This window comes from Homoserinimonas sedimenticola (genome assembly GCF_026094475.1).
GTDB classification, from domain to species: Bacteria; Actinomycetota; Actinomycetes; order Actinomycetales; family Microbacteriaceae; genus Homoserinimonas; species Homoserinimonas sedimenticola.
In genome coordinates this window covers 245,760-266,955 of the sequence record NZ_JAPELL010000002.1, presented here as the reverse complement: position 1 = coordinate 266,955, position 21,196 = coordinate 245,760, and the positions used below count along the sequence as shown (strand labels likewise).

The following is a 21,196-nucleotide window of genomic DNA, read 5'->3' as shown; positions in this document are numbered from 1 at the left end:
GCGGGCGCGCCGGGAGGGACACGTCGGATCAGGCGAAGTCGAACACGGGCGGCAGCGCGAGCACCACGAGTAGGACCCAGGCGGCGAAAGCGACGAGATAGCCGGTCTGCCAGCGCTCGAGGCGCAGGGCGGGCGCGCGCCCCGCGAGCATCCGGCCCAGATGCCACGCCGTGACCGCGAGGTTGATGAGCAACAGGAGGTTGAGGCCGAGCGCCGCGACCCGATTGGGGGTGAACCCGAACTCGCCGATACGCCCCAACATGGAGACGAGCACGAGCAGGTCGAGCACGAGCGCCGAGATGACCGCGACGAGCTGCAGCACATCGAGCAGGCCGGGCCGTCGCAGGGCGCCGCGCGCCGAGATGCCGTAGACGACGAGACCCAGCACGACGAGCAGCAGCACGTCGAACACGATGAGCAGGTCGCGATCGAACTCGCGGCCGAGGCCCGCAAACGCATAGCCGACCGCCGACACGGCGAGCATGAGCGCGAAGAGCGGGGTGAAGATCGCCGTCAGCACGGGCGCAATGTTCTCGATCACGCTCTTCTTGGCCTCGACGAGCCACGCCGCGACGACGACCGCGCCGGCGGCCCCCGCGGGCAGCACCCACAGCATGACATCGTCGATCGCTTCCGGCGCGATGGGGGTGAGCACGGCCGCCGTCAGGCCCAGCAGCACCCCGCCGCCGAGGGCGATGAGGGCAAAGTAGATGACCCACTCGCCCGTGAAGCGGATGAAGTCCATGCGCCGCACGTGCGAGGTCACCTCCCCGCCGACATATGCGACGCCCACCGCGAACCACAGCACGACGGGCAGGTGCAGTGCCACGAGCAGATCCGTGGCCGAGCCCACGGGGAACGGGAACAGGTTGACCGCGACCGCGAGGAGCGCGACGACGGCGCCCAGCGTGACTGTCGGGCGCAGGGGCATCCGTCGCACGACCGCGAAGTAGGCCGCGAGCACGGGCAGCACGAAGAAGCTCAGGTCACGCGCGAACCAGAAGGCGAAGCCGTCGGATGCCTCGGCGAAGAGTCGCGCCGCGTGCACGAGCACGGCGGCCAGCGCCGCGAAGGCGAGCATGCCCCAGACGGATGCCCGTGCTTCGCCCTCTTCGCGGGTCACCGTCAGCTGCTTCCAGAGCCGGTCGCTGTGCTCGCGCGCGAACTCGGCGCTCAACTGATCGATGCGGCCGAGCCGGCCGACGGCGATGAGGAACGCCTCGTCGTCGCTGAGCCCGGCGGAGCCGAGATCAGCGATGTGGTCGCGCAGGTGGCTCTCGAGCTCCTGCGCGTCGGCCTCGTCGATCATGCGGCCGCGCAGCACGGCAGCGCGCCATTCGTCGATGCGGGTCTCTAGCGTGCTCACGGTCACACCCCCGTCGCCGGGATCGCGAAGCCCCAGAGCCCGCCGAGCGTGCGGGTCGCGGTGACCCACTGGCGGCGCTGTTCGGCCAGCTGGGCGCGGCCCGCATCCGTAATCTGGTAGTAGCGGCGGCGGCGACCCTCGGGTGAGGCACCCCACTCGGCGTGGATGTAACCCTGCCGCTCGAGGCGATGCAGGAGCGGGTAGAGCATCCCGTCGGTCCACTCGAGCTCGCCCGAGGAGAGCTCTCGCACGCGCTTGAGGATCGCGTAGCCGTAACTCGAGCCCTCCATGAGGATCGCGAGCACGAGGGGCGTCGCCATTGCGGCGACGAGATCCTTGTCGATGTTCATGGGTACCTCCTGCTGCCCGATCATATACCTAGAACTGCAAGGTACATAGAGCTTCAAGGCATCCGGGTGGCGTAGCACCCCGCGCATACACTGGCGCCCATGAAGATCGCGCGAATCGACCTCGACGGAACCGAGCGCTGGGGAGTCATCGACGACGACGTGATCCGCACGAGCGACAGCGACATCCCGCTCGCCGAGCTTGCGGCGGCCCAGCTCGACCGCAGCGTCCCCCGCTCCGACACAAGACTGCTCGCCCCCGTCGACGTCACGTCGAAGGTGCTGTGCGTCGGCCTCAACTACCGCGACCACATCCTCGAGATGGGCCGCGAGCTGCCCTCCCACCCCGTGCTCTTCACCCGCTTTCCCGACTCGCTCGTCGGACCGGAGGAACCCCTCGTGCTGCCGCGGGCCAGCGAAGAGTACGACTACGAGGGCGAGCTGGCGATCGTGATCGGACGGCACGGTCGGGCCATCGCGGAGGAGAACACCCTCGACCACGTGCTCGGCTACACGCTTCTCAACGACGGGTCGCTGCGCGACTTCCAGCGCCACACGATCCGGTTCACGGCGGGCAAGAACTTCGAGGCATCCGGAGCGATCGGCCCGTGGATCGTGACGCGCGACGAGGTGGGCCTGCTCAGCGAGCGCCGCATCCGCACGCGGGTGAACGGCGAAGTGCGACAGGAGTCCGACCTCGGCCAGTTCGTCTTCGACGTGAGCCGCCTCGTCTCCTACATCTCGACCTGGACCCCGCTACGGCCGGGCGACATCATCGCGACCGGCACACCAGCCGGCGTGGGCGCCTCCTTCGACCCACCGAAGTGGCTGCGCGCGGGAGACCGCGTCGAGATCGACGTCGACGGCATCGGGACGCTCGCGAACCCTGTTGTCGCGGAGGGAAACTGACCCAGGGTCTATATCAACGAGCGGACGTCTCGACGGCGACGCCATCGGGCGCTGGCCCCAAGCGCAGCGCGCGTCGCGTGAACTCAGAAGCCGACCTGGAGCACGAAGATTCCCGGGTAGATCGCGAAGAGGATCGTCACCGGCAGGATCAGGAAGACGAGCGGCACGAGCATCGCCACCTCCTTCTTGCCTGCGAGTTCCAGCAGGCCGCGCTTCGTGTCCTCGCGGGCATCCTGCGCCTGCGCCCGCAGTACCTCGGCGAGGGGAGAGCCGCGCTCGAGTGCGATCGTCATCTGGTCGACGCAGCGCGTGAAGGCGGGCAGTTGCAACTCGTCGGCGCAGCGCCGGAGCGCATCGGCGAGCGGCACACCGCTCGTCACCTCCGTGAGAACGCCCCGCAGCTCGCGCGAGAGCTCCCCCCGGCTGATCCGGGATACTCGGCGGAGCGCGTCTAGCACGCCCTCGCCCGCAGACAGGCTCAGCGTCAGGAACTCGAGCACCATCGGCAGCTCGGCCGAGAGCCGTGACATCCGCCGCCGCGCCCGCTGCTGCAGCCACCAGTCGCGGAGCAGTAGACCCGCAACGCCGCCCAGCAGGATCGAGCCGACACCGAAGACAACGGGGGATGCCTGCTGCGGGGCGGCGAAGAGCGTTACGAGCCCGCCTGCACCAACACCCGCGATGACCGCCAGGAGCTGCTGCGAACGGTAGCCGTCGAGGTCGAGACCGGACGCCGATTGCCGCAGCCTCAGTTGCAGGACTGTCGAGCCGCCGAGCAGCTGAGCGAGAGCGCGGCGAAGCGCCCCGAAGATTGGGCCCAGAAGTGCACCGAAGACGGGCAAGGGGTCGGAGAGTTCGCGGTGCAGGTGCGCGCGGGCCCCCGCCGAGACATCCGCGAGATAGGGAGCAACGCGACCCGAAAGCCGCGGCGAGCCAAAGCGGGGCAACCTCGTGACGAGCACCCAGAGCCCCAGGCCGAGGGCAGCGCCGCACGCAACCGCCCACGCCATACTCACCGGAACCATCGCTGCTCCTCGGGCAGACGGCCGATCGCGAGCATGATGCGATAGGCGACGAGGGTCACAGCGAGACCCCCGACGATGAGGACGGCACCGCCGGGAGTGTTGTAGGCGGCCGCCGCCTCGGGCCGCCCCGCCAACAGCAGCAGCACGACCCAGGGCGCCGCAGCGCCCAGCCGCGCAGCGTTGACAACCCAGGACTGCCGCGCCTCGACCTCCGAACGGATGGCCGACTCCTGCCGCAGGTAGGCGGAGAGCCCCCGCAGTACCGAGGTGAGCTCGGTGCCGCCCACCTCGCGCGACATCCGCAGGGTCTCCAGGATTCGGTCGGCCACCGGATCCGCGAGGCGCAGTTTGAGCTGGTCGAGACAGTACGCGAAGTTCGCCGTTGCCTCATAGTCCCGCTCGAAGGCCGCGAACGCCGACCGAGTGCCGGCCGGGCCCACCGATGCCAGCGCCGACAGACCGTCGGGAAGCGACAGGCCGGAACGCACCGCCGAGACCAGATGGTCGACCACATCCGGCCAGAGCGAGCGGTAATGGCGCCGACGTGCCCGGGAACGCCACGAGACCACGACGAAGGGGATCGCCGCAGCCGCGAGCGCGGCGGTCAGCGCGAGAGCGAGCACGGGGACGATCGCGAGGGTGAGGGCGCCCGCGACGAGACCCACGACCAAGGTGACGGCGATGAAGGTGGCGGGCGTAACAGAGGGCAGGCCCGCGAGGGTGAGGTGCTCGCGTAGCCGCTCGAGCGCCCGCAGCCGAGGGCGCGCGCGCTCCCGCACCGGCCACAGGAACGGGGCGGCGACGAGGAGCAGCCCCGCCCCGAGAAGACCGCCGAGCACGACGGGCAGGACCGGGACCATCAGCGAGCCCCACCAGGCGCCAGAAGCGGGAGACCGAAGCGCTCCGGCCGAGGCGGCTGCAGGCCCGTCGGCACGAGCTCGCCGCCGACCGTGGCGAAGAGCGACACCGCCTCGACCGCGGCATCCGTGACCCTGCCAGTGGGGGCGGCGATCTCGGCCACGCGGCGGTGACCGTCGGCGCCTTGCTCGCAGTGCACGACGAGATCGACAACGCCGGCCACGGTCGGCAGCACAAAGGAGGAGTCGATGTTGCGACCTGCCAGCAGCGGCAGCACCGAGAGCTTGGTGAGGGCATCGCTCGCACTATTCGCGTGAACGCTGCACGCGCCTGGCACCCCCGAGTTGAGGGCGATCAGCAGGTCGAGTGCCTCCGCCTCGCGCACCTCCCCCACGACTAGGCGGTCCGGCCGCATCCGCAGCGACTCCTTGATGAGACGCCGCAGCGTGATCTCCCCCGTGCCCTCGAGGCTCGGTTGGCGGCACTGCATCGCCACGACATCGCGGCCTGCGAGGTCGAGTTCGAAGGTCTCCTCGACCGTGATGATGCGGTCGCGCTCCCCCGCCTCCGCCAGCAGTGCCCCCAGCAGGGTTGTTTTGCCCGCGTGAGTCGCCCCCGAGACGATGATGTTGAGCCGCGCCCTCACGGCGCCCCGCAGGAACTCCGCGACCGCAGGCGGCATCGAACCGCGTTCCACGAGGTCGGCCAGCGTGCCGATGCGCCGCGAGAACTTGCGGATGTTGACGGCCCACTCGCGGCGCGTGACATCCGGAATCGCCACATGCAGGCGTGAGCCGTCGGGCAGAGAGGCGTCGACGAAGGGCGAACTCAGGTCGACGCGGCGACCCGTCGTCTGCAGCATCCGCTCGACCAGGTCGCGCACCTGCGCCGACGTCAGCTCAAGGCCCGTGCGCTCGGATGCTCCCCCGCCGGCAATGTAGACCTGGTCGGGCGCGTTGATCCAGATCTCCTCGACGTTCGGGTCATCGAGGAACGGCTGGAGCGGGCCGAGCCCGACCAGGTCAGCGACAATGCGCCGCGCCGCCTCGTGCTCATCGGCCAGCATGGGCACGCTGCCGCCGAGGGCCCGCTCGCTGTAGCGCTGCACCTCGTCACGCACGAGACGATCCGCGACGGCCCTGTCGCCGGAGAGGTCTACCCCCTCACGCCGCACCCTCTCCCGCACGCGCTCCGTGATGAGGGCGACGGGATGCTGCGGCATGTGTCACATCATGCGGCATGCTCAGAAATCGCGGCGCGAGTTTTCCACAGCGCCTCAGCTGCGGGGCGCGTCGGGGTCGGGGGGAGACTCCTCGCGGTGCTCCTGCACGACGTCCTTCGCCCTGATGAGGCGCAGCGCCGTGACCAGCACGATGCCGCCCAGGATGTTGAACAGCAGCGTGTAGCCGAACCAGCCGAGCCAGTCGAGGTAGCCGAAATCCGCGCCCACCATGATCGCCCCGAAGATCAAGAGCGAGTCCAGCACGGAGTGGAACAGCGGGAGCCCCGCGAGGAGGAAGCCCGTGGCAACCGCCGCCACGAGCTTGCCCGTGACCGAATCGGTGCCCTGCTGCATCCGCGTCATGAGCGTTATCGTGCTGCCGCCGAGAAGGGCAAGCGCCACCGTCTGCGCACCGAACGGGGCCTCGACGAAGTGGGACGCGCTCTCGATGAGGGTCTGACTCCATTCCGGGAACGCCAGCATCAGAAGCCACATGAAGAGCCACCCGCCCGCGAGGTTCGCCACAAGGGTGGCACCCCACAGTTTCGCCAGCTGCGTCAGGCTCGCGGTCCGGGCCACGACCGCGGCGACTGGCATGAGGAAGTTCTCGGTGAAGAGCTCGCTGCTCGCGAGCAGCAGCGCGATTAAGCCGATGCTGAAGGCGAGCCCCGCAAGAAGTTCGCTGCCCGTTCGGTCGAGCACGGCCAGGTAGCCCATGACGCCCAGACCGACCTCGAGTCCACCGAAGAACCCCGTGATGAGCATGCTCGGAAAGGTGCGCTCGAGACGTTCAGCCCCGCGCTCGATCGTCGCATCGGCGCCCATCTTGACCTCGTCTTCGACGGGGGCATCGGTCTCTCCCAGCTCTTCGCGCCTGCGGCGGCGGAGCTCCTTGCGTTCTTCCCGGTTGCCGTCGCTCACGAGGCCCGTGTCCCTCTGCTACGACCGCCGATTCAGGCCTTGCTGCCGCGCCCCTTGATCGCTCCGTAGATTGCGGTGCCGACGAAGAGGATCAGGCCGATCACGGCGAGCCAGAAGAGACCCTCGACAACAAAGCCGATGATCGACAGCACGATCCAGATGGCGAGAAGGATGAGGATTATCTTCAACATGCCCCGGAGGTTAAGTGCCGAAACTGAGTGCGCGCTCAGCTTCTCAGCCAGGAGCCGCACCAAGCGGCCAAACCGGGGAAAGCAGGCGGCCCGGTAGACTGGCGGCTCCCGCGGGAGTGGTGAAATTGGTATACACGCCAGATTTAGGTTCTGGTGCCGAGAGGCGTGAGGGTTCGAGTCCCTTCTCCCGTACGATCAGCGCGCTGAGGAATCATCCCTGCGAACGAGGCGCAGAAGCCGCGCGGGCCGCTAATCTTGAGCAGGTGCCAGCAGGCACCGCAGCCTGACCAACGGAGTCCCGCGCGTGATGCCCCTCGCCCTCATCCCCTGGCTTGACCCGGAGACCCTCATCACGGGCTTCGGGGCCTTCGCGCTGCTGGGTGTCTGCGCCATCGTCTTCGCCGAGACAGGACTGCTCGTCGGCTTCCTCCTCCCCGGCGACACCCTCCTCATCATCACGGGCGTGCTCACCTTCTCGGGCGTCATCGAGTTAGACATCTGGTGGGTGTGCCTCGCGATCGCGGTCGCCGCCTTCCTCGGGGGCGAGGTGGGCTACCTCATCGGCCACCGCTTCGGCCCCAGCATCTTCGAACGGAAGGAGAGCGGACTCTTCAGCCGCGAGAACGTCGAGCGTACGAACGCCTTCTTCGCCCGCTTCGGGGGCCTCTCCGTCATCCTCGCCCGCTTCGTGCCCATCCTGCGCACCTTCGTGCCGGTCGCCGCCGGCATCGGCCACATGGACTACCGCAAGTACTCGCTCTACAACGCGACGGGCGCCCTCATCTGGGGCGCCGGACTCACCCTGCTGGGCTTCCTCCTCGGGTTCATCCCGCCCGTCGAGCTCTTCGTGCGCGAGTACATCGACCTCATCCTGCTCATCGCCGTCGCCGCAACCGTCATCCCGACCGCCTTCCACTACTGGCAGTCCAGCCGCCGGGCGAAGCGCGCACGGGAGGCCGGGGTCACCCCCCTGACGGGCGAGGAGATCGTGCTCGACCCCGCCTACTTCGACCAGGACCCCAGCAACGACCCCGACAAGCGCGGCTAAGCCGACAGCCAGATCTCGCGGGCGGCCTCGTCGCCGACGTCCAGCTCCGCACCCTCGAGGGTGATGGCGAGCGCCCCGCCGAACGGTTTGCGCCCGACGACCGTGACACGGGCATCCACCGCGAAGCCCTCCGCGGTCAGGTAGCGCAGCAGGTTGGCGTCGCGGTCGCGGATGCGCACAACGCGGCCCGCATGGCCGTCCGGCGCGTCGGCGAGCAGCACAGCTGGGGGAATCTCAACCCGCCCATCGGCGCTCGGGATGGGGTCGCCGTGGGGGTCACGCGTAGGCCGGCCCAGCTGCTCGAAGATCGCGTCGAGCATCCGATCCGAGACGGCGTGCTCGAGCACCTCCGCCTCGTCGTGCACCTCGTCCCAACGGTAGCCGAACGAGTGCGCCAGCCACGTCTCGATCAACCGGTGCCTCCGCACCATCCGCAGGGCGAGGGCGCGGCCATCCGCCGTCAGCGTGATGGCCCCGTAGGGCACATGATCGACGAGGCCGGATGCCGCGAGCTTCTTGACCATCTCCGTCACGGTCGAGGCAGCAAGCGCCGACGGGGTCGCGGGCGTATCGGTCCACTCGCTGAAGGAGTAGATCGTCTTGACGTAGTCCTCGACGACCGTCGTGGAGGGCAGCGCGGGGCTCACGCCGTCACCGCCCGCCGCCGCCGCAGGGCCGCCGTCACGACTCCCCCTCGCCCGCCGAAGAGATAGGCGAGCAGGAAGGCCGCCGCCTGTGCCAGCACAACCGCGCCGCCCGTCGAGACGTCCAGGTAGAAGCTCGCGTAGACGCCCACCACGCTTGCCGCGACCGTGACGAGCACCGCGAGCGCGAGCATCCGCTCGAATCGCTTGGTGAGCAGGGACGCGGTCGCCCCCGGTGTGATGAGCATCGCCACGACCAGGATGATACCGACCGCCTGCAGCGCCACAACGACCGTGAGGGCGAGCAGGCCGAGCAGCAGTGCGGAGAGCACGCGAGTGTTGATGCCGATCGCGCCCGCGTGACTGCGGTCGAAGGCGAGGAGGGTGAAGTCCCTGCGCTTCGCCAGCAGCACGGCGCAGGTGAGCGCACCGATCACGACGACCTGCAGGATGTCGGAATCGCTCACGCCGAGCACGTTGCCGAAGAGGATGTGGCCGAGGTCGGTCTGACTCGGGGTTACCGAGATGATCACGAGGCCGAGGGCGAAGAGTGACGTGAAGACGACGCCGATCGCGGCATCCGATTTGATCCTCGTCGTCGAGCGCACGCCGCCGATGAGGGCGACCGCCCCGACCCCGAAGATGAAGGCCCCCACCGCAAAAGGCCAGCCCAGGATGTAGCTGACGGCGACCCCCGGCAGCACCGCATGCGAGACGGCGTCGCCCATGAGCGCCCAGCCGATCTGCACGAGCCAACACGACAGAAGCGCGCAGGTCACCCCCGCGACCGCTGTCACGAGCAGAGCGCGGGTCATGAAATCGAAGGTGAGGGGCTCGAGGAGCCAGTCGAGGGGCGTCACTGCTCCACCCCCAGCCCGAAGGCGAGCGCGAGCCGCTCCGGCGTGAGGGCCTCGGCGGGCGGCCCCTGGAAGAGCACCCTGTTCTGCAGCAGCACGACCTCGTCGCACAACTCCGGCACTCCCGCAAGATCGTGCGTCGAGATCAGGATGCCGCGGCCCTCGTCGGCGAGCGCCCGCAGCAGCGCCACGATCGTGCGCTCCGAGCCCTTGTCGACGCCTGCGAAGGGTTCGTCGAGCAGCAGCAGGCTCGCCTCCTGCGCAATGCCGCGCGCGACGAAGACGCGCTTGCGCTGGCCGCCGCTCAGCTCGCCGATCTGCCGGCCCGCCAGATCGGCGAGACCCACCCGGTCGAGGGCATCCGTGACGGCTCTCCTATCGGCGGGGCGAGGCCGACGGGTGAAACCCTGCCGGCCGTAGCGGCCCATCATGACGACATCGGCGACCGAGACGGGGAAGTCCCAGTCCACCGCCTCCGACTGGGGTACGTAGGAGACGAGATTCGCTTTGCGGGCGGCGCCCGGGTCTCCCCCCATCAGGCGGATGCTGCCAGCGCTCGGCCGCACCGAACCCATGAGGGAGCCGAAGAGGGTCGACTTGCCGGATCCGTTCATCCCGAGCAGCCCGACCACCCGACCGGCCGTGAGCCGGAGGTTCACATCGCTCAGGGCGCGCACCGAGTCGTAGCGGACCGTGAGGCCCTGCACCTCGATCATGGGAGGCTCACTCACCCGACAGTCCCTCCGCGATGACCTCGATGTCGTGCCTCAGCAGGTCGAGGTAGCTGGGCACGGGGCCATCCGGCTCGCTCAGGGAGTCGACGTAGAGGGCGCCAGCGAAACGAGCCCCCGACTCCTCGGCGACCTGACGCATCGCGCTATCGCTCACGGTGGTCTCGCAGAACACGGCGGGCACATCGTTCTCCCGCACGAGCTCGATCGCGCCCCTCACCTGCTGCGGCGTGCCCTCGACGTCGCTGTTGACGGGCCAGAGGTACCCCTCCTCGAGACCCATGTCCCGCGCGAGGTAGCTGAAGGCACCCTCGCAGGTGACGAGCACGCGTCGCTCCTCGGGCAGCTCATCCACGACCGCCTGCAGCTCCGCCGCGAGCTCCTGTAGTTGCGCGCGGTACTCGTTCGCCCGCTCCCGGAACGCCTCGGCCTCCTCCGGGACAAGCTCGCTCAGGGCCTCCTCGATCGCCGTCACGTACTCCTGCCCGGCGATGGGCGACATCCATGCGTGCGGATTCGGGCGCCCCTCATACTCGCCCCCGCTGATGTCGATCGGGTCGATTGCCTCGCTCAGCACGGCGTGGGGCACATCGATACGCTCCACGAACTGCTCGAACCAGCGCTCGAGGCCCAGGCCGTTGTCGACGATCAGATCGGCGGATGCCGCGTTCCGCAGGTCCGAGGGGGTGGGCTCGTAGCCGTGGATCTCAGCCCCCACCTTGGTGATCGACTCCACGTCGACCGCGTCACCACCCACAACCTTCACCATGTCGGCGATGACCGTGAAGGTCGTGAGCACGAGGGGCTTGTCCCTCTCCTCGGGCGTCGCGGTCGAGCATCCGACGAGAGCGAGGCAGACGGCGAGCGTGAGCACGCGTGCGGCTTTCGGCATACCGAAACCTTAGATCACGGCGTGCCTATGCGCATCCCGTCAGAGCAGGTGCTCGCGGATGCGGGGCATCAGGGCCCCGAACGCGCGCGAGCGGTGGCTGATGGCGTTCTTCTCGTCGGGGCTCAACTCCGCCGAGGCGACCTCGAGGCCCTCCGGGCGGAAGATCGGGTCATAGCCGAAGCCGCCCGCACCGACGGGCTCGTGCAGGATCGTGCCCGTCCACACGCCCAGCTCCACGAACTCGCTCTCCCCATCGACGAAAGCCGCGGCGCACATGAAGTCGGCGCTGCGGTCTGAGTTGTCGCCCAGGTTCTTCAGCAGCAGCCGATAGTTGTCTTTGTCGTCGCGCGTCCCCGCGTAGCGGGCGGAACGGATGCCCGGCTCGCCCCCCAGCGCATCGACACAGATGCCCGAGTCATCCGCGATCGACGGCAGGCCCGTGTGCTCATAGGCGGCCCGCGCCTTGATGAGCGCGTTTGCCTCGAAGGTGTCGCCATCCTCGACCGGCTCGGGGCCGTCGTAGCCGACGAGCTCGATCCCGTCGAGCTGGGCGCCGAGGATGCGCCGAAGCTCTGTGACCTTATGGGCGTTGTGGGTGGCGAGGACGAGAGTGCGGGTCATGCCTCGAGGCTAGCGCTCGAGAGCCGCCCGCTGCAGCGTCGTGAGCTCCGCCGTGCCCGCGAGGGCGAGGTCGAGAAGGGCGTCGAGCTCGGAGCGGTCGAAGGGCACACCCTCGGCCGTGCCCTGCACCTCGATGAACTTGCCGCCGCCCGTCGCGACGACGTTCATGTCGGTGCCCGCGCGCACGTCCTCCGTGTAGGCGAGGTCGAGCATGGGCACGCCGTCGATGATGCCGACCGAGACGGCCGCGACGCTGTCGCTCAGGGGGTTCGCCTTCTGCGCGATGAACTTGTTGTCCTTGCCCCAGGCGAGCGCGTCGGCGAGCGCAACATACGCGCCCGTGATCGCGGCCGTGCGGGTGCCGCCATCCGCCTGCAGCACGTCGCAGTCGATCATGATCGTGTTCTCGCCCAGCGCCTTCATGTCAACCACGGCGCGAAGGCTGCGGCCGATGAGGCGCGAGATCTCGTGCGTGCGGCCGCCGATCTTGCCCTTGACCGACTCGCGGTCGTTGCGGCTGTTGGTCGAGCGGGGCAGCATCGAGTACTCGGCCGTGACCCAGCCCTTGCCCTTGCCCGTCATCCAGCGCGGCACCCCGTTCGTGAAGGAGGCCGTGCACAGCACCTTCGTGTCGCCGAAGCTCACGAGGCAGCTACCCTCGGCCTGCTTGCTCCACCCGCGCTCGAAAGTGACGGGGCGAAGCTGGTCGGGGGTGCGGGAGTCGATGCGGAGGTGCGTGCTGAGCTCAGTCATCCGGCTATCCTCCCACGCTCTCGAAGAGGCGCCGCAGCTCGGGCGAGATGTGCTCAGGGCGGATGCCACGGCCCACGAGCCTCGCCGTCAACCCCCGGGCGAGCGGCAGCACGAGCCGCAGCGCGAGCGCGGGCCCCGGGGGCAGCGGGTGGGGCAGGCGGAAGCCGGAGCCGGGTTTTGCGATACGGCGGTGCAGCTGCAGTTGTAGCGGCTGCATGATGCGCACGGCGGGCAGACGCCGCCTCTGCACCGCAAGCAGCTCGCGAGTGGTGACGGTGCCGCCTCGCAGACCGGCGGCGAGGAGGTTGGCGGTCGCGACGGCATCCTGGATCGCGTAGTTCACACCGACACCGAAGGCGGGCGACATGGCGTGGGCCGCGTCGCCGATGCACAGCAGCCCCGGGGCATACCAGCGACGAAGTCGATTGACCTGCACCGTCAGGAGCTTGACCTGACTCCACGACTCGAGAGAACCCACGACGGGCGCCAGAACGGACGCCGTCTCGGCAAGGCGACGCTGGAAGGCCGCCAAGCCCTCCTCCTGCATCGAGGTGAAAGCACCCTTGGGGATGATCATGCCGGCCTGGAAATAGCCGTCGCGCGGGATCGTCAGCACGACCGAGCGCCCATCCATGTAGGCGAGCGTGTGCCGCACCTCCCCCACCGTCGGGAGGTGGAACCACAGCACATCGACGGCGACGCCGAACTCCGCGACCGGCAGGCCCGCGGAGCGCCGGACGACGGAACCGCGGCCATCCGCAGCGACAGTGAGGTGAGCCCTCACCGTGAATTCACCCTCGCTCCCCCGCGCCGTCACCCCCACGACGCGCCCCCACTTCCGTCGCAGACCCGTCACCTTCGCCCCCTTGATGAGCCTGAAGTGGGGCAGCCGCGCCGCCTCACGCGCGATGAAGTCCAGGAAGTCCCACTGGGGCATGAGGGCGAGGAAGCGGGTTCCACCGCGAAGGGTCCTGAAGTCGATGGGGGTAATCCGGTTGCCCGCGACGACGACGTCGAGGGTCTCCACGCGAGTGTGGGGCAGCCGCAAGAAGGCCTCCTGCAGCCCCAGTTCGTCGAGCAGGTCGATCGTGGAGGGGTGGATCGTGTCGCCGCGGAAGTCGCGGAGGAAGTCGTCATGCTTCTCGAGCACGACAACATCAACTCCCGCCCTCGCGAGCAGCAGTCCCAACATGAGCCCGGCCGGACCCCCACCCGCGATGCAGCAGGTCGTCTCGAGGGCCCGGGCGTCCATCGCTCAGTCCGAGTTCTCTCCGGTGGCTGCGATCGCCGAACGGAAGTCCGCCGCCCGCTCCGCAAAGTTGCGGTAAATGCCATAGCTCGGCGCGGCGGGCGAGAGCAGCACGACGCCACCCTGGGGAGTCAGCTCGCGCGCAAGGCCCACCGCCTCCCTCATGTCGGAGGCGACAACCGTGTGCTGTCCCGAGGGCATGAGCCGCGCCAACTTCTCCCCGCTGCCCGGAAGCCCGACGACGGCCGCGATCGGATGCTTCGCCAGATGTTCCGCGAGGGGCGAGTAATCCACCCCCCGGTCAGCCCCGCCCACGAGAAGCGTGAGGGGCGCCCCCGCGAAGGCCCGCATCGCCTCGATCGCCGCGTAGGGGCTGGTCGACAGGGAGTCGTCGACGAAGGTGAGGCCAGAGGCATCCGGGATCTCCTCGAGCCGGTGCTCGAGCGGCGCGAAGCCCGCCAGTGCGCGTGCGATCTCCCCGCGCGCGCCGACGATGTCGAGGCCGTCGCGGTCGATCGCGGCGAGCGCGAGGCACGCGTTGATGGCGTTGTGCTCCCCCTTGAGCGGTAGCCGGTCACGCTCAAAGAGGCGCTCGCGGCCCTTCATGAACCACCCGTCCGCGACGTGGAAGCTCTCGTCGAGCCCCACAAGCTCGGGGGCGAGCATGGGCTGCCGCGTCGTGAGCTCCGCGAGCAGGCGGCCATCCGTCGCGTTGACGATCACCCGGCGCGGGCGGTGCGCGACAAGGTTGAGCTTGTCGCGATAGTAGGCCTGCTCGCTGCCGTGCCAGTCGAGATGTTCGGGAAACAGCGAGGTCAGCACTGCCGTATCGGGCGAGACCGCGAGCCCCGCGCACTGGTAGCTCGACAGCTCGACGACGTAGCGCGGCGATTCCGGCATCGCGAGCAGCGGCACCCCTATGTTGCCGCCGAGCACGGCGGGCCCGTGCAGCGCCTGCTCGAGGTGGTGGATGAGGCTGCTCGTGGTGCTCTTGCCCTTGCTGCCCGTCACCGCGACGGTCTCACGCGCATGCTCGCCAAGCCACAGGCTCGTGCCCGTCGTCACGGGAATGCCCGCCTCGCGCACCCGTTGAAGCAGCGGATGCCGCGGGCTCACGCCGGGCGACACGACGACCAGGTCGAACCCTCCCTCGACCGCGCGCACGTGCACGGGCACCAGCTCGCCCCAGGCCTCCCGCCAGGCGGCGACCCCGGAATCGTCGTCCGTGTAGGCGACAACGGATGCCGCGATGGGCTCCGCGAGTGAGGCCACCGCCTGCCCCTCGCGCCCCGTGCCGACGATGAGCACGCGCCGACCGCGGAACGCGGCATCCACGCTCACGATCGCGCCCCGAGCACGTTGCGGGCCGACGAGTAGATCGCCGGGATGGTGGGCGCCTCGCGGTCGGAGAAGAGGGAGGCCTCGAGCGCCGGGTCACCGTCAAGCAGCTCGGGCGCGCGCTCGACCATGGCACGAACGACGGCGCTCTGCCCCCACTCGGCCGAGCGCGCCGCGAGGCTCATGGCGACGGTCGACTCGGCCTCCTCGCCCACGCACTCGAAGGGCTTGTGGGCGTCGATGCCGAGCAGGGAAGCGAAACCGTCGACGAGAGCCGGGGTCTCGAACATGTCGGTGCCAATGATGCCGACAAGACGCTCGCGCGACATGAATGGCGAGAGGACCAGGAAGACGAACTGGCACTTGGCGCACTCGCCGCACCAGCCCGGTTCGGCCCCCGAGAGGCGGAAGGCGCGATTGCAGCTGACGATCGCGTGGTCGTAGCGGTCAGTCGCCGCGAACTTGCCCGCGATCTTCAGCTCAGTGAAGGGACGCAGCAGCGAGAAGTAGCCGCCCCGCTCGCCCGTCTGCGCCTCGATCGCCGCAGCGAGCAGCAGTTCGGCGTCGAGGCTCTTCGACCACTGGTGGTTGACGGGCTCGCCGTTCCAGACCATGGTCGGCTCGGCCGCCGAGTTCTCGTTCGACATCACAACCGGCCCGAGGCTGAGGAGCCGCGCCTGGGCGACCGCGATGAGCGAGTTCATGGCCGTGACCGGCACGTGCCCGTTGAGGGCTCCCCGCCCATTCAGCTCGAGCAGCGCGGGGTCGATCCGGCGGTCGGCGGCGATGAAGGGCAGCTCGGCGGCCTCCGCCACCCGGCGCATGATCGCGTTCGGCTTGACCGAGAACTGGGTCACATCGAGCCCCGCGAGCCGCAACGATTCGACCGTCACGACCGAGTCCTTGCCGCCCCCGACGGGCGCGAGTGGGCGGTGCAGCCGCTCGACAGGCAGATCCGCGGATGCTCGGGCCTCCCCCCGCGCACCCGTGACGACGACCTCGGTCTCGAGCAGCGCCGGCAGCCCCGCGCGGTATGCGAACTCCGCGAGCCCGTGCCGCAGGGCTTCCCGCAAGAAGATCGCCCCGGCATCCGTGAGCCCGTCGACCGCGATCTCGTAGCGCGGCGGCGCCGCCGCCTTGTAGTAACTGAGCCCCAGCACGGCACCGAGGAGCGGCAGGATGTCGCGGGCGGCCGTCCACTCGGCGTTGCGCCCGTCGTCGGGCAGGGCGAGCATGATGCGCTCCGCGAAGGGGAGGGTCGCGGCATCCGCCCCCGCCAGCTCATAGGAGAAGTCGATCGCGCCACTCGCCTCGTCGACCTCGATGCCCACGAAGCGGAAGCTGCCGTAGTCGCTCGGCACGAACGCCCCTCGATTGCTCACTGGAGAACTCTAATCGACGCACTTCGGGCAGGGCTGGGCTTCGGATGGCGAGGCTAGGCTGGCGACGTGAGCGACGCATCGACGGCCCTGCTGACCGACCAATACGAACTGACGATGGTGGATGCTGCGCTTCGCGCCGGCACCCACGACCGCCCCTCCGTCTTCGAGGCCTTCGCCCGCCGACTCCCCGGCGCCCGCCGCTACGGGGTGCTCGCCGGCACGGGGCGGCTGCTCGAACTCATCGAGCGCTTCCGCTTCGAGGAGGCGGAACTCTCGTGGCTCCGCGAACACCACATTGTCTCGGAGGCCACGCTCGACTGGCTCGCCGACTACCGCTTCAGCGGCAGCATCCACGGCTATCGCGAAGGCGAGGTGTTTTTTCCCGGGTCACCGCTCCTCGTCGTCGAGGCAGGCTTCGCCGAGGCGGTTGTGCTCGAGACCCTCATCCTGAGCGTGCTCAACTACGACTCCGCCGTCGCGACCGCCGCCGCCCGCATGGTGAGCGCGGCGGGCGGGCGGCCCCTCGCCGAGATGGGCTCGCGCCGCACGGGCGAGCGCAGTGCCGTCGCCGCCGCCCGCGCTGCCTACATCGCGGGCTTCTCCGCGACGAGCAATATCGAGGCGGGGCGCACGTGGGGTGTACCGACGATGGGCACGGCCGCACACTCCTTCACCCTGCTCCATGACACGGAGGAACAGGCGTTCCGGGCACAGGTCGAGGCGCTCGGCACCGGCACGACGCTCCTCGTCGACACCTACGATGTGAGCCGCGCTGTCGAGACGGCTGTGCGGGTCGCGGGCACGGGCCTGGGCGCCGTGCGGATCGACAGCGGGGACCTGCCCGAGCAGGTGGCCGCCGTCCGCGCCCAGCTCGACTCGCTCGGCGCCACCGAGACCCGCATCACGGTCACGAGTGATCTCGACGAGTACACGATCGCGGCCATGGCGGCCTCCCCTGTCGACTCCTTCGGCGTCGGCACCTCGGTCGTAACGGGCTCGGGCTCACCCGCCTCCGGCATGGTCTACAAGCTCGTCGCCCGGCAGGATGCCGCGGGCGAGTGGATCTCGGTCGCAAAGCGCTCGGCACTCAAGGGCACGGTCGGCGGCCGCAAGTTCCCCGTGCGGCAGCTCGTCGACGGCGTTGCGACGGCCGAGGTCATCCACGTCGGCCACGCCGAGCATGACGGCCGCGAGCTACTCGTGCCACTCGTGGTGGATGGCGCGGTCGAGCGTCAGCATCTCGGTGCTGAGGGCACCCGCGCAGCACGTGAGCACCGCGCGGCGGCCGTGGCCGAGCTGCCCCCGGAGGCGGCGCGCCTCAGCCGCGGCGAGCCCGTGCTGCCCACCGTCTACGTGTAGCGCTCGCCGCAGCATCCGCCCCTGTTCTTTCATCATTCAGGAACCTGCTGTTGCGGATGGGACGAGTGGAGAGCCCTGAGGCTTGTGAGGCCCATATGGCGGCTCGTGACGGCCGACTTCCTGAATGATGAAACGGGCGGATGAAGCGCTCAGTCGCGGGGCGCGTGCGACTCCAGAAACGCATACACCTCGCTCTGTTCGATGCCCGTCAGGGAGCCGGAGGGCACTGCGGCGAGCAGTGAGGAGTTGAGGCTCGCGCTCGGGAGGGCGTGATCCTCCCACTTGGCGGCGAGATCCTGCGGGGGGCGGCGGCAGCAGGCCGGGTCAGGGCACGACGACACCTGCCGATGCCGCGTGTCCCGTCCGCGGAACCACTTGACGTTGGCGAACGGCGTGCCGACGCTCACCGAGAAGGCTCCCTGGTGGGTCGTCTGGATGCTCGAGGTGCACCAGTAGGTGCCCGCGGGCTTGTCCGTGTACTGGTGGTAGGGGCTGAAGCGATCGTCGACGTCGAACACCTGCCGCGCACTCCAGCGGCGACACACGACCTGTCCCTCTACGGCACCCAGAGCATCCGTGGGGAATGCGGCGTTGTCGTTCTCGTAGGCCTTCGAGATGGTGCCCGATTCGTGCACCTTGAGGAAGTGCACGGGGATGCCGAGGTGCTCCGTGGAGAGGTTGGTGAAGCGGTGCGCCGCCGTCTCATAAGTGACCGCGAAGGCGTCGCGCAGGTCTTCGACCGAGAGTTCCTTGGCGCTCTTCGCTTTCGTGAGGAACTCGACCGCCCCCGCCTCAGGCACCATGAGCGCTGCGGCGAGATAGTTCGTCTCGACCCGCTGGCGCAGGAACTCCGCGTAGTCGCGCGGCTCCCCCACACCCAGCACATGGCCGGCGAGCGCCTGCAGGAGCGAGGTGCGCGGGTCGCCTCCGGGGTTCATCTGCAGATAGATGCGCCCGTGCTTGCGATCGGTCACGGAGCGGGTTGATGCGGGCAGGTCCTTCACATAGTGCAGCGAGAATCCCAGATGAGAAGCCAGATCGGATGCCACGCGCTGTGACAGCGGTCCCCCCGAGTGGTCAACGGCCGCGAGCAGCTTCGCCGCCGTTTGCTCGAGCTCGGGAAAGTAGTTGTTCTGGGTGCGCATCTGCTTGCGCAGCTCCGTGTTCGCGCGACGCGCCTCCTCGGGGGTGGCCGCGCGCTGCCGGTGCAGTCGCTCGAGCTCGGCGTGCAGGCCGAGGATCGTCTCGATCGCCTCGTCGCTGAGGGTCTTGCGCACGGGAAGGGCCGGAAGCCCCAGTGAGGAGTAGAGGGGCCCGCGCTGTGCCCGCTCGAGGGCGATCTCGAGGGCCGCACGCTTGGAGGGCGCTTCGGCAGCGAGGAGCGCGTCGAGGCCCACACCGAGGGCGCGGGCGAGGGTTTGGAGATCGCTGATCCTCGGCTCGCGCTTGCCGTTCTCAAGCACGCTCACCTGCGACGGTGCACGTCCGATCGCCGCGCCGAGATCGTCGAGGGTCATGCCTCGTTCGGTGCGGAGCTGGCGGATGCGCTTGCCGATTGTGAGGGCGTCGAGCGTGTTGTCGGGCGGCGGGGCGAGCGTTTCGGTCATGCGTCGAGGGTGCCAGAACTGCTTCTTCTACGCAACAGAAGAATTCGAAAACTTCTGCCCACACTTGGCAAGAAGGGCCTCGATTCTTGCCACAGAGTGGTCTCACGCACCTGACGAAAGGCCAGACCATGAACCCCATCATCGAGATCGCGGGCCCCCGCGGGGACCGCTTCGACGAGATCCTGACCGACGAGGCGTTGACGTTCGTGGCAGAGCTCCACGCTCGATTCAGCGGCCCCCGTCACGATCGCCTTGCCGACCGCATGCAGCGGCGCTTCGACCTCGGCAACGGCCGGGACCTGCGCTTCCTGCCGGAGACGGAGCACATCCGCAACGACGACTCCTGGAAGGTCGCTGGCGCCGGCCCCGGCCTCGAGGACCGTCGCATCGAGATCACGGGCCCCACCGACCGCAAGATGGCGATCAACGCACTCAACTCCGGCGCCAACGTCTGGCTCGCCGACCAGGAAGACGCGACCAGCCCCACCTGGGGAAATGTGATCGGCGGCCAGCTGAGCCTCTACGACTTCCTGCGCGGCCAGCTCGACTACACGAGCCCCGAGGGCAAGTCCTACGCCGTCACGGCCGAGCGCACGCCGACCATCGTCTTCCGCCCACGCGGCTGGCACCTGGTGGAGAAGCACCTGCGCTTCGTCGACCGCACGGGCATCAGCATGGCCGCATCCGGCAGCCTCGTCGACTTCGGCCTCTATTTCTTCCACAACGCGAAGAAGCTCATCGAGCAGGGCCGCGGGCCCTACTTCTACCTGCCGAAGCTCGAGTCACACCTCGAGGCGCGGCTCTGGGATGACGTCTTCACCTTCTCCGAGCAGCACCTGGGTCTCGAGCACGGCACGATCCGCGCGACCGTCCTGATCGAGACGATCCCTGCCGCCTTCGAGATGGAGGAGATCCTCTACGAACTGCGCGACCACTGCGCCGGCCTCAATGCCGGTCGCTGGGACTACATCTTCTCGATCATCAAGAACTACCGCGGCCGCGGCCAGTGGTACGTGATGCCCGACCGCAAGCAGATCACGATGACGGTGCCCTTCATGCGCGCCTACACCGAGCTGCTCGTGAGCACGTGCCACAAGCGCGGCGCCTTCGCGATCGGCGGCATGAGCGCGTTCATCCCGAACCGTCGCGACCCCGAGGTCACGGAGCGCGCCCTCGAGCAGGTCGCCGCCGATAAGCGCCGCGAGGCCAACGACGGTTTCGACGGGTCGTGGGTCGCGCACCCCGACCTCATCCCCACGGCCAAGAAGGAGTTCGACGCCGTGCTCGGCGACAAGCCCAACCAGGTCGACCGCCTGCGCCCCGACGTGCACGTGACGCGCGACCAGCTTCTCGACATCCGTTCGATCGGTGGCACCGTGACGGACGCGGGCCTGCGCGACAACGTGTCGATCGCCGTCCGCTACATCGAGTCGTGGCTGCGGGGTGTCGGCGCCGCCGCGATCGACAACCTCATGGAGGACGCCGCGACCGCCGAGATCAGCCGCTCACAGATCTGGCAGTGGATCCACCAGGGCACGGTGACGGAGGAGGGAACCGTCATCTCCCCCGAGGTCGTCGAGGGAATCATCGAACGCCTCGACCTGCCCCGCCAGGAGGGCGACCGCTTCGACGACGCGATCGAAGTGTTCCGCGACGTGGCGCTGCGCGAGGAGTACCCGACCTTCCTCACGATCACGGCCTACACCCGCTACCTCGTCGAGGAGACCGAGCCGGCCGCCATGGCCTAGCGCTCGCACGACGCCGGCATGCGCCCGCCCTTGCGCGCCGGTTCCGTCGCCCGCCGGCCACGCGCGCGACGACGGGAGCCGCGGAATACCCCCGATTCCGCGGCTCCCCCTCCTTTCCAATTCCGCTC

At 69.1% G+C, this 21,196-nt stretch carries 21 protein-coding genes and 1 tRNA gene; 5 read left to right on the top strand and 17 right to left on the bottom strand.

What is annotated here, in order from left to right; translation table 11 throughout:
• Positions 1-28: 28 nt before the first annotated feature.
• Entirely contained in the window at positions 29-1,366 is a 1,338-nt protein-coding gene (locus OH146_RS12470; protein WP_265161271.1) for a permease prefix domain 1-containing protein, read from the bottom strand.
• Positions 1,367-1,368: 2 nt separating this feature from the next.
• Positions 1,369-1,716: a PadR family transcriptional regulator gene (locus OH146_RS12465; RefSeq protein WP_265161269.1), complete on the bottom strand. Its 348-nt coding sequence runs from the start codon at positions 1,714-1,716 to the stop codon at positions 1,369-1,371.
• Positions 1,717-1,815: 99 nt separating this feature from the next.
• Here OH146_RS12465 and OH146_RS12460 point away from each other — a divergent pair, with 99 nt between their 5' ends.
• Positions 1,816-2,622, top strand: coding sequence for a fumarylacetoacetate hydrolase family protein (locus tag OH146_RS12460; RefSeq protein WP_265161267.1), 807 nt, complete (start codon positions 1,816-1,818; stop codon positions 2,620-2,622).
• Between the two features lie 83 nt (positions 2,623-2,705).
• Here the strand turns inward: OH146_RS12460 and OH146_RS12455 are convergent, their stop codons facing one another.
• The 5 genes from OH146_RS12455 to OH146_RS12435 are packed head-to-tail and all read right to left on the bottom strand — an operon-like array spanning position 2,706 to position 6,878.
• Positions 2,706-3,647: a type II secretion system F family protein gene (locus tag OH146_RS12455; RefSeq protein ID WP_265161265.1), complete on the bottom strand. Its 942-nt coding sequence runs from the start codon at positions 3,645-3,647 to the stop codon at positions 2,706-2,708.
• Positions 3,635-4,507, bottom strand: a complete 873-nt coding sequence (locus OH146_RS12450) for a type II secretion system F family protein (protein ID WP_265161263.1) — start codon at positions 4,505-4,507, stop codon at positions 3,635-3,637. The genes OH146_RS12455 and OH146_RS12450 overlap by 13 nt, the downstream gene beginning before the upstream one ends.
• Positions 4,507-5,727, bottom strand: coding sequence for a TadA family conjugal transfer-associated ATPase (locus OH146_RS12445; RefSeq protein ID WP_265161261.1), 1,221 nt, complete (start codon positions 5,725-5,727; stop codon positions 4,507-4,509). Before OH146_RS12445 ends, OH146_RS12450 begins: the two co-directional genes overlap by 1 nt.
• 54 nt (positions 5,728-5,781) lie before the next feature.
• A complete protein-coding gene (locus tag OH146_RS12440; RefSeq protein WP_265161259.1) occupies positions 5,782-6,648 on the bottom strand; it encodes a formate/nitrite transporter family protein in 867 nt (288 codons plus the stop codon).
• A gap of 32 nt (positions 6,649-6,680) precedes the next feature.
• On the bottom strand, positions 6,681-6,878 hold the full coding sequence (locus tag OH146_RS12435) for a DUF7554 family protein (RefSeq protein ID WP_434056246.1): 198 nt from the start codon (positions 6,876-6,878) through the stop codon (positions 6,681-6,683).
• 71 nt (positions 6,879-6,949) lie between these two features.
• Between OH146_RS12435 and OH146_RS12430 the strand changes: the two genes are divergently transcribed.
• Both OH146_RS12430 and OH146_RS12425 read left to right on the top strand, forming a co-directional pair.
• Positions 6,950-7,031, top strand: a tRNA-Leu gene (locus OH146_RS12430).
• 115 nt (positions 7,032-7,146) lie between these two features.
• Positions 7,147-7,887 (top strand): DedA family protein, encoded by a 741-nt coding sequence (locus OH146_RS12425; protein WP_265161693.1) that lies wholly within the window; start codon positions 7,147-7,149, stop codon positions 7,885-7,887.
• Here OH146_RS12425 and OH146_RS12420 read toward each other — a convergent pair.
• From OH146_RS12420 to OH146_RS12380, 9 genes are read right to left on the bottom strand one after another with little or no spacing between them, the layout of a single operon-like run.
• On the bottom strand, positions 7,884-8,534 hold the full coding sequence (locus tag OH146_RS12420) for a metal-dependent transcriptional regulator (protein WP_265161256.1): 651 nt from the start codon (positions 8,532-8,534) through the stop codon (positions 7,884-7,886). The two genes, OH146_RS12425 and OH146_RS12420, sit on opposite strands and share 4 nt — an antisense overlap.
• Positions 8,531-9,391, bottom strand: a complete 861-nt coding sequence (locus OH146_RS12415; RefSeq protein WP_265161254.1) for a metal ABC transporter permease — start codon at positions 9,389-9,391, stop codon at positions 8,531-8,533. Before OH146_RS12415 ends, OH146_RS12420 begins: the two co-directional genes overlap by 4 nt.
• Positions 9,388-10,104: a metal ABC transporter ATP-binding protein gene (locus OH146_RS12410; protein ID WP_265161691.1), complete on the bottom strand. Its 717-nt coding sequence runs from the start codon at positions 10,102-10,104 to the stop codon at positions 9,388-9,390. The genes OH146_RS12415 and OH146_RS12410 overlap by 4 nt, the downstream gene beginning before the upstream one ends.
• 7 nt (positions 10,105-10,111) lie before the next feature.
• Positions 10,112-11,011, bottom strand: coding sequence for a metal ABC transporter substrate-binding protein (locus OH146_RS12405; RefSeq protein ID WP_265161252.1), 900 nt, complete (start codon positions 11,009-11,011; stop codon positions 10,112-10,114).
• A gap of 39 nt (positions 11,012-11,050) precedes the next feature.
• Positions 11,051-11,632, bottom strand: coding sequence for an RdgB/HAM1 family non-canonical purine NTP pyrophosphatase (gene rdgB / locus OH146_RS12400; protein WP_265161250.1), 582 nt, complete (start codon positions 11,630-11,632; stop codon positions 11,051-11,053).
• Positions 11,633-11,641: 9 nt separating this feature from the next.
• Positions 11,642-12,385 carry a ribonuclease PH gene (gene rph / locus OH146_RS12395; protein WP_265161248.1) on the bottom strand — a complete coding sequence of 248 codons (744 nt, stop codon included), beginning with the start codon at positions 12,383-12,385 and terminating at the stop codon, positions 11,642-11,644.
• Positions 12,386-12,389: 4 nt separating this feature from the next.
• Positions 12,390-13,637 (bottom strand): FAD-dependent oxidoreductase, encoded by a 1,248-nt coding sequence (locus OH146_RS12390; protein WP_265161246.1) that lies wholly within the window; start codon positions 13,635-13,637, stop codon positions 12,390-12,392.
• Between the two features lie 3 nt (positions 13,638-13,640).
• Positions 13,641-14,975: a UDP-N-acetylmuramoyl-L-alanine--D-glutamate ligase gene (murD, locus tag OH146_RS12385; protein ID WP_265161244.1), complete on the bottom strand. Its 1,335-nt coding sequence runs from the start codon at positions 14,973-14,975 to the stop codon at positions 13,641-13,643.
• Positions 14,972-16,354 carry a MurL-like N-terminal domain-containing gene (locus tag OH146_RS12380; RefSeq protein WP_265161242.1) on the bottom strand — a complete coding sequence of 461 codons (1,383 nt, stop codon included), beginning with the start codon at positions 16,352-16,354 and terminating at the stop codon, positions 14,972-14,974. Before OH146_RS12380 ends, murD begins: the two co-directional genes overlap by 4 nt.
• Positions 16,355-16,420: 66 nt before the next feature.
• On the opposite strand from OH146_RS12380, the gene OH146_RS12375 reads away from it, so the two are divergent.
• On the top strand, positions 16,421-17,713 hold the full coding sequence (locus OH146_RS12375) for a nicotinate phosphoribosyltransferase (RefSeq protein WP_265161240.1): 1,293 nt from the start codon (positions 16,421-16,423) through the stop codon (positions 17,711-17,713).
• Between the two features lie 149 nt (positions 17,714-17,862).
• Here the strand turns inward: OH146_RS12375 and OH146_RS12370 are convergent, their stop codons facing one another.
• Positions 17,863-19,320 carry a helix-turn-helix transcriptional regulator gene (locus OH146_RS12370; RefSeq protein WP_265161238.1) on the bottom strand — a complete coding sequence of 486 codons (1,458 nt, stop codon included), beginning with the start codon at positions 19,318-19,320 and terminating at the stop codon, positions 17,863-17,865.
• A gap of 128 nt (positions 19,321-19,448) precedes the next feature.
• Between OH146_RS12370 and aceB the strand changes: the two genes are divergently transcribed.
• Positions 19,449-21,068 (top strand): malate synthase A, encoded by a 1,620-nt coding sequence (gene aceB / locus OH146_RS12365; protein WP_265161237.1) that lies wholly within the window; start codon positions 19,449-19,451, stop codon positions 21,066-21,068.
• The last annotated feature ends 128 nt before the right edge of the window (positions 21,069-21,196 follow it).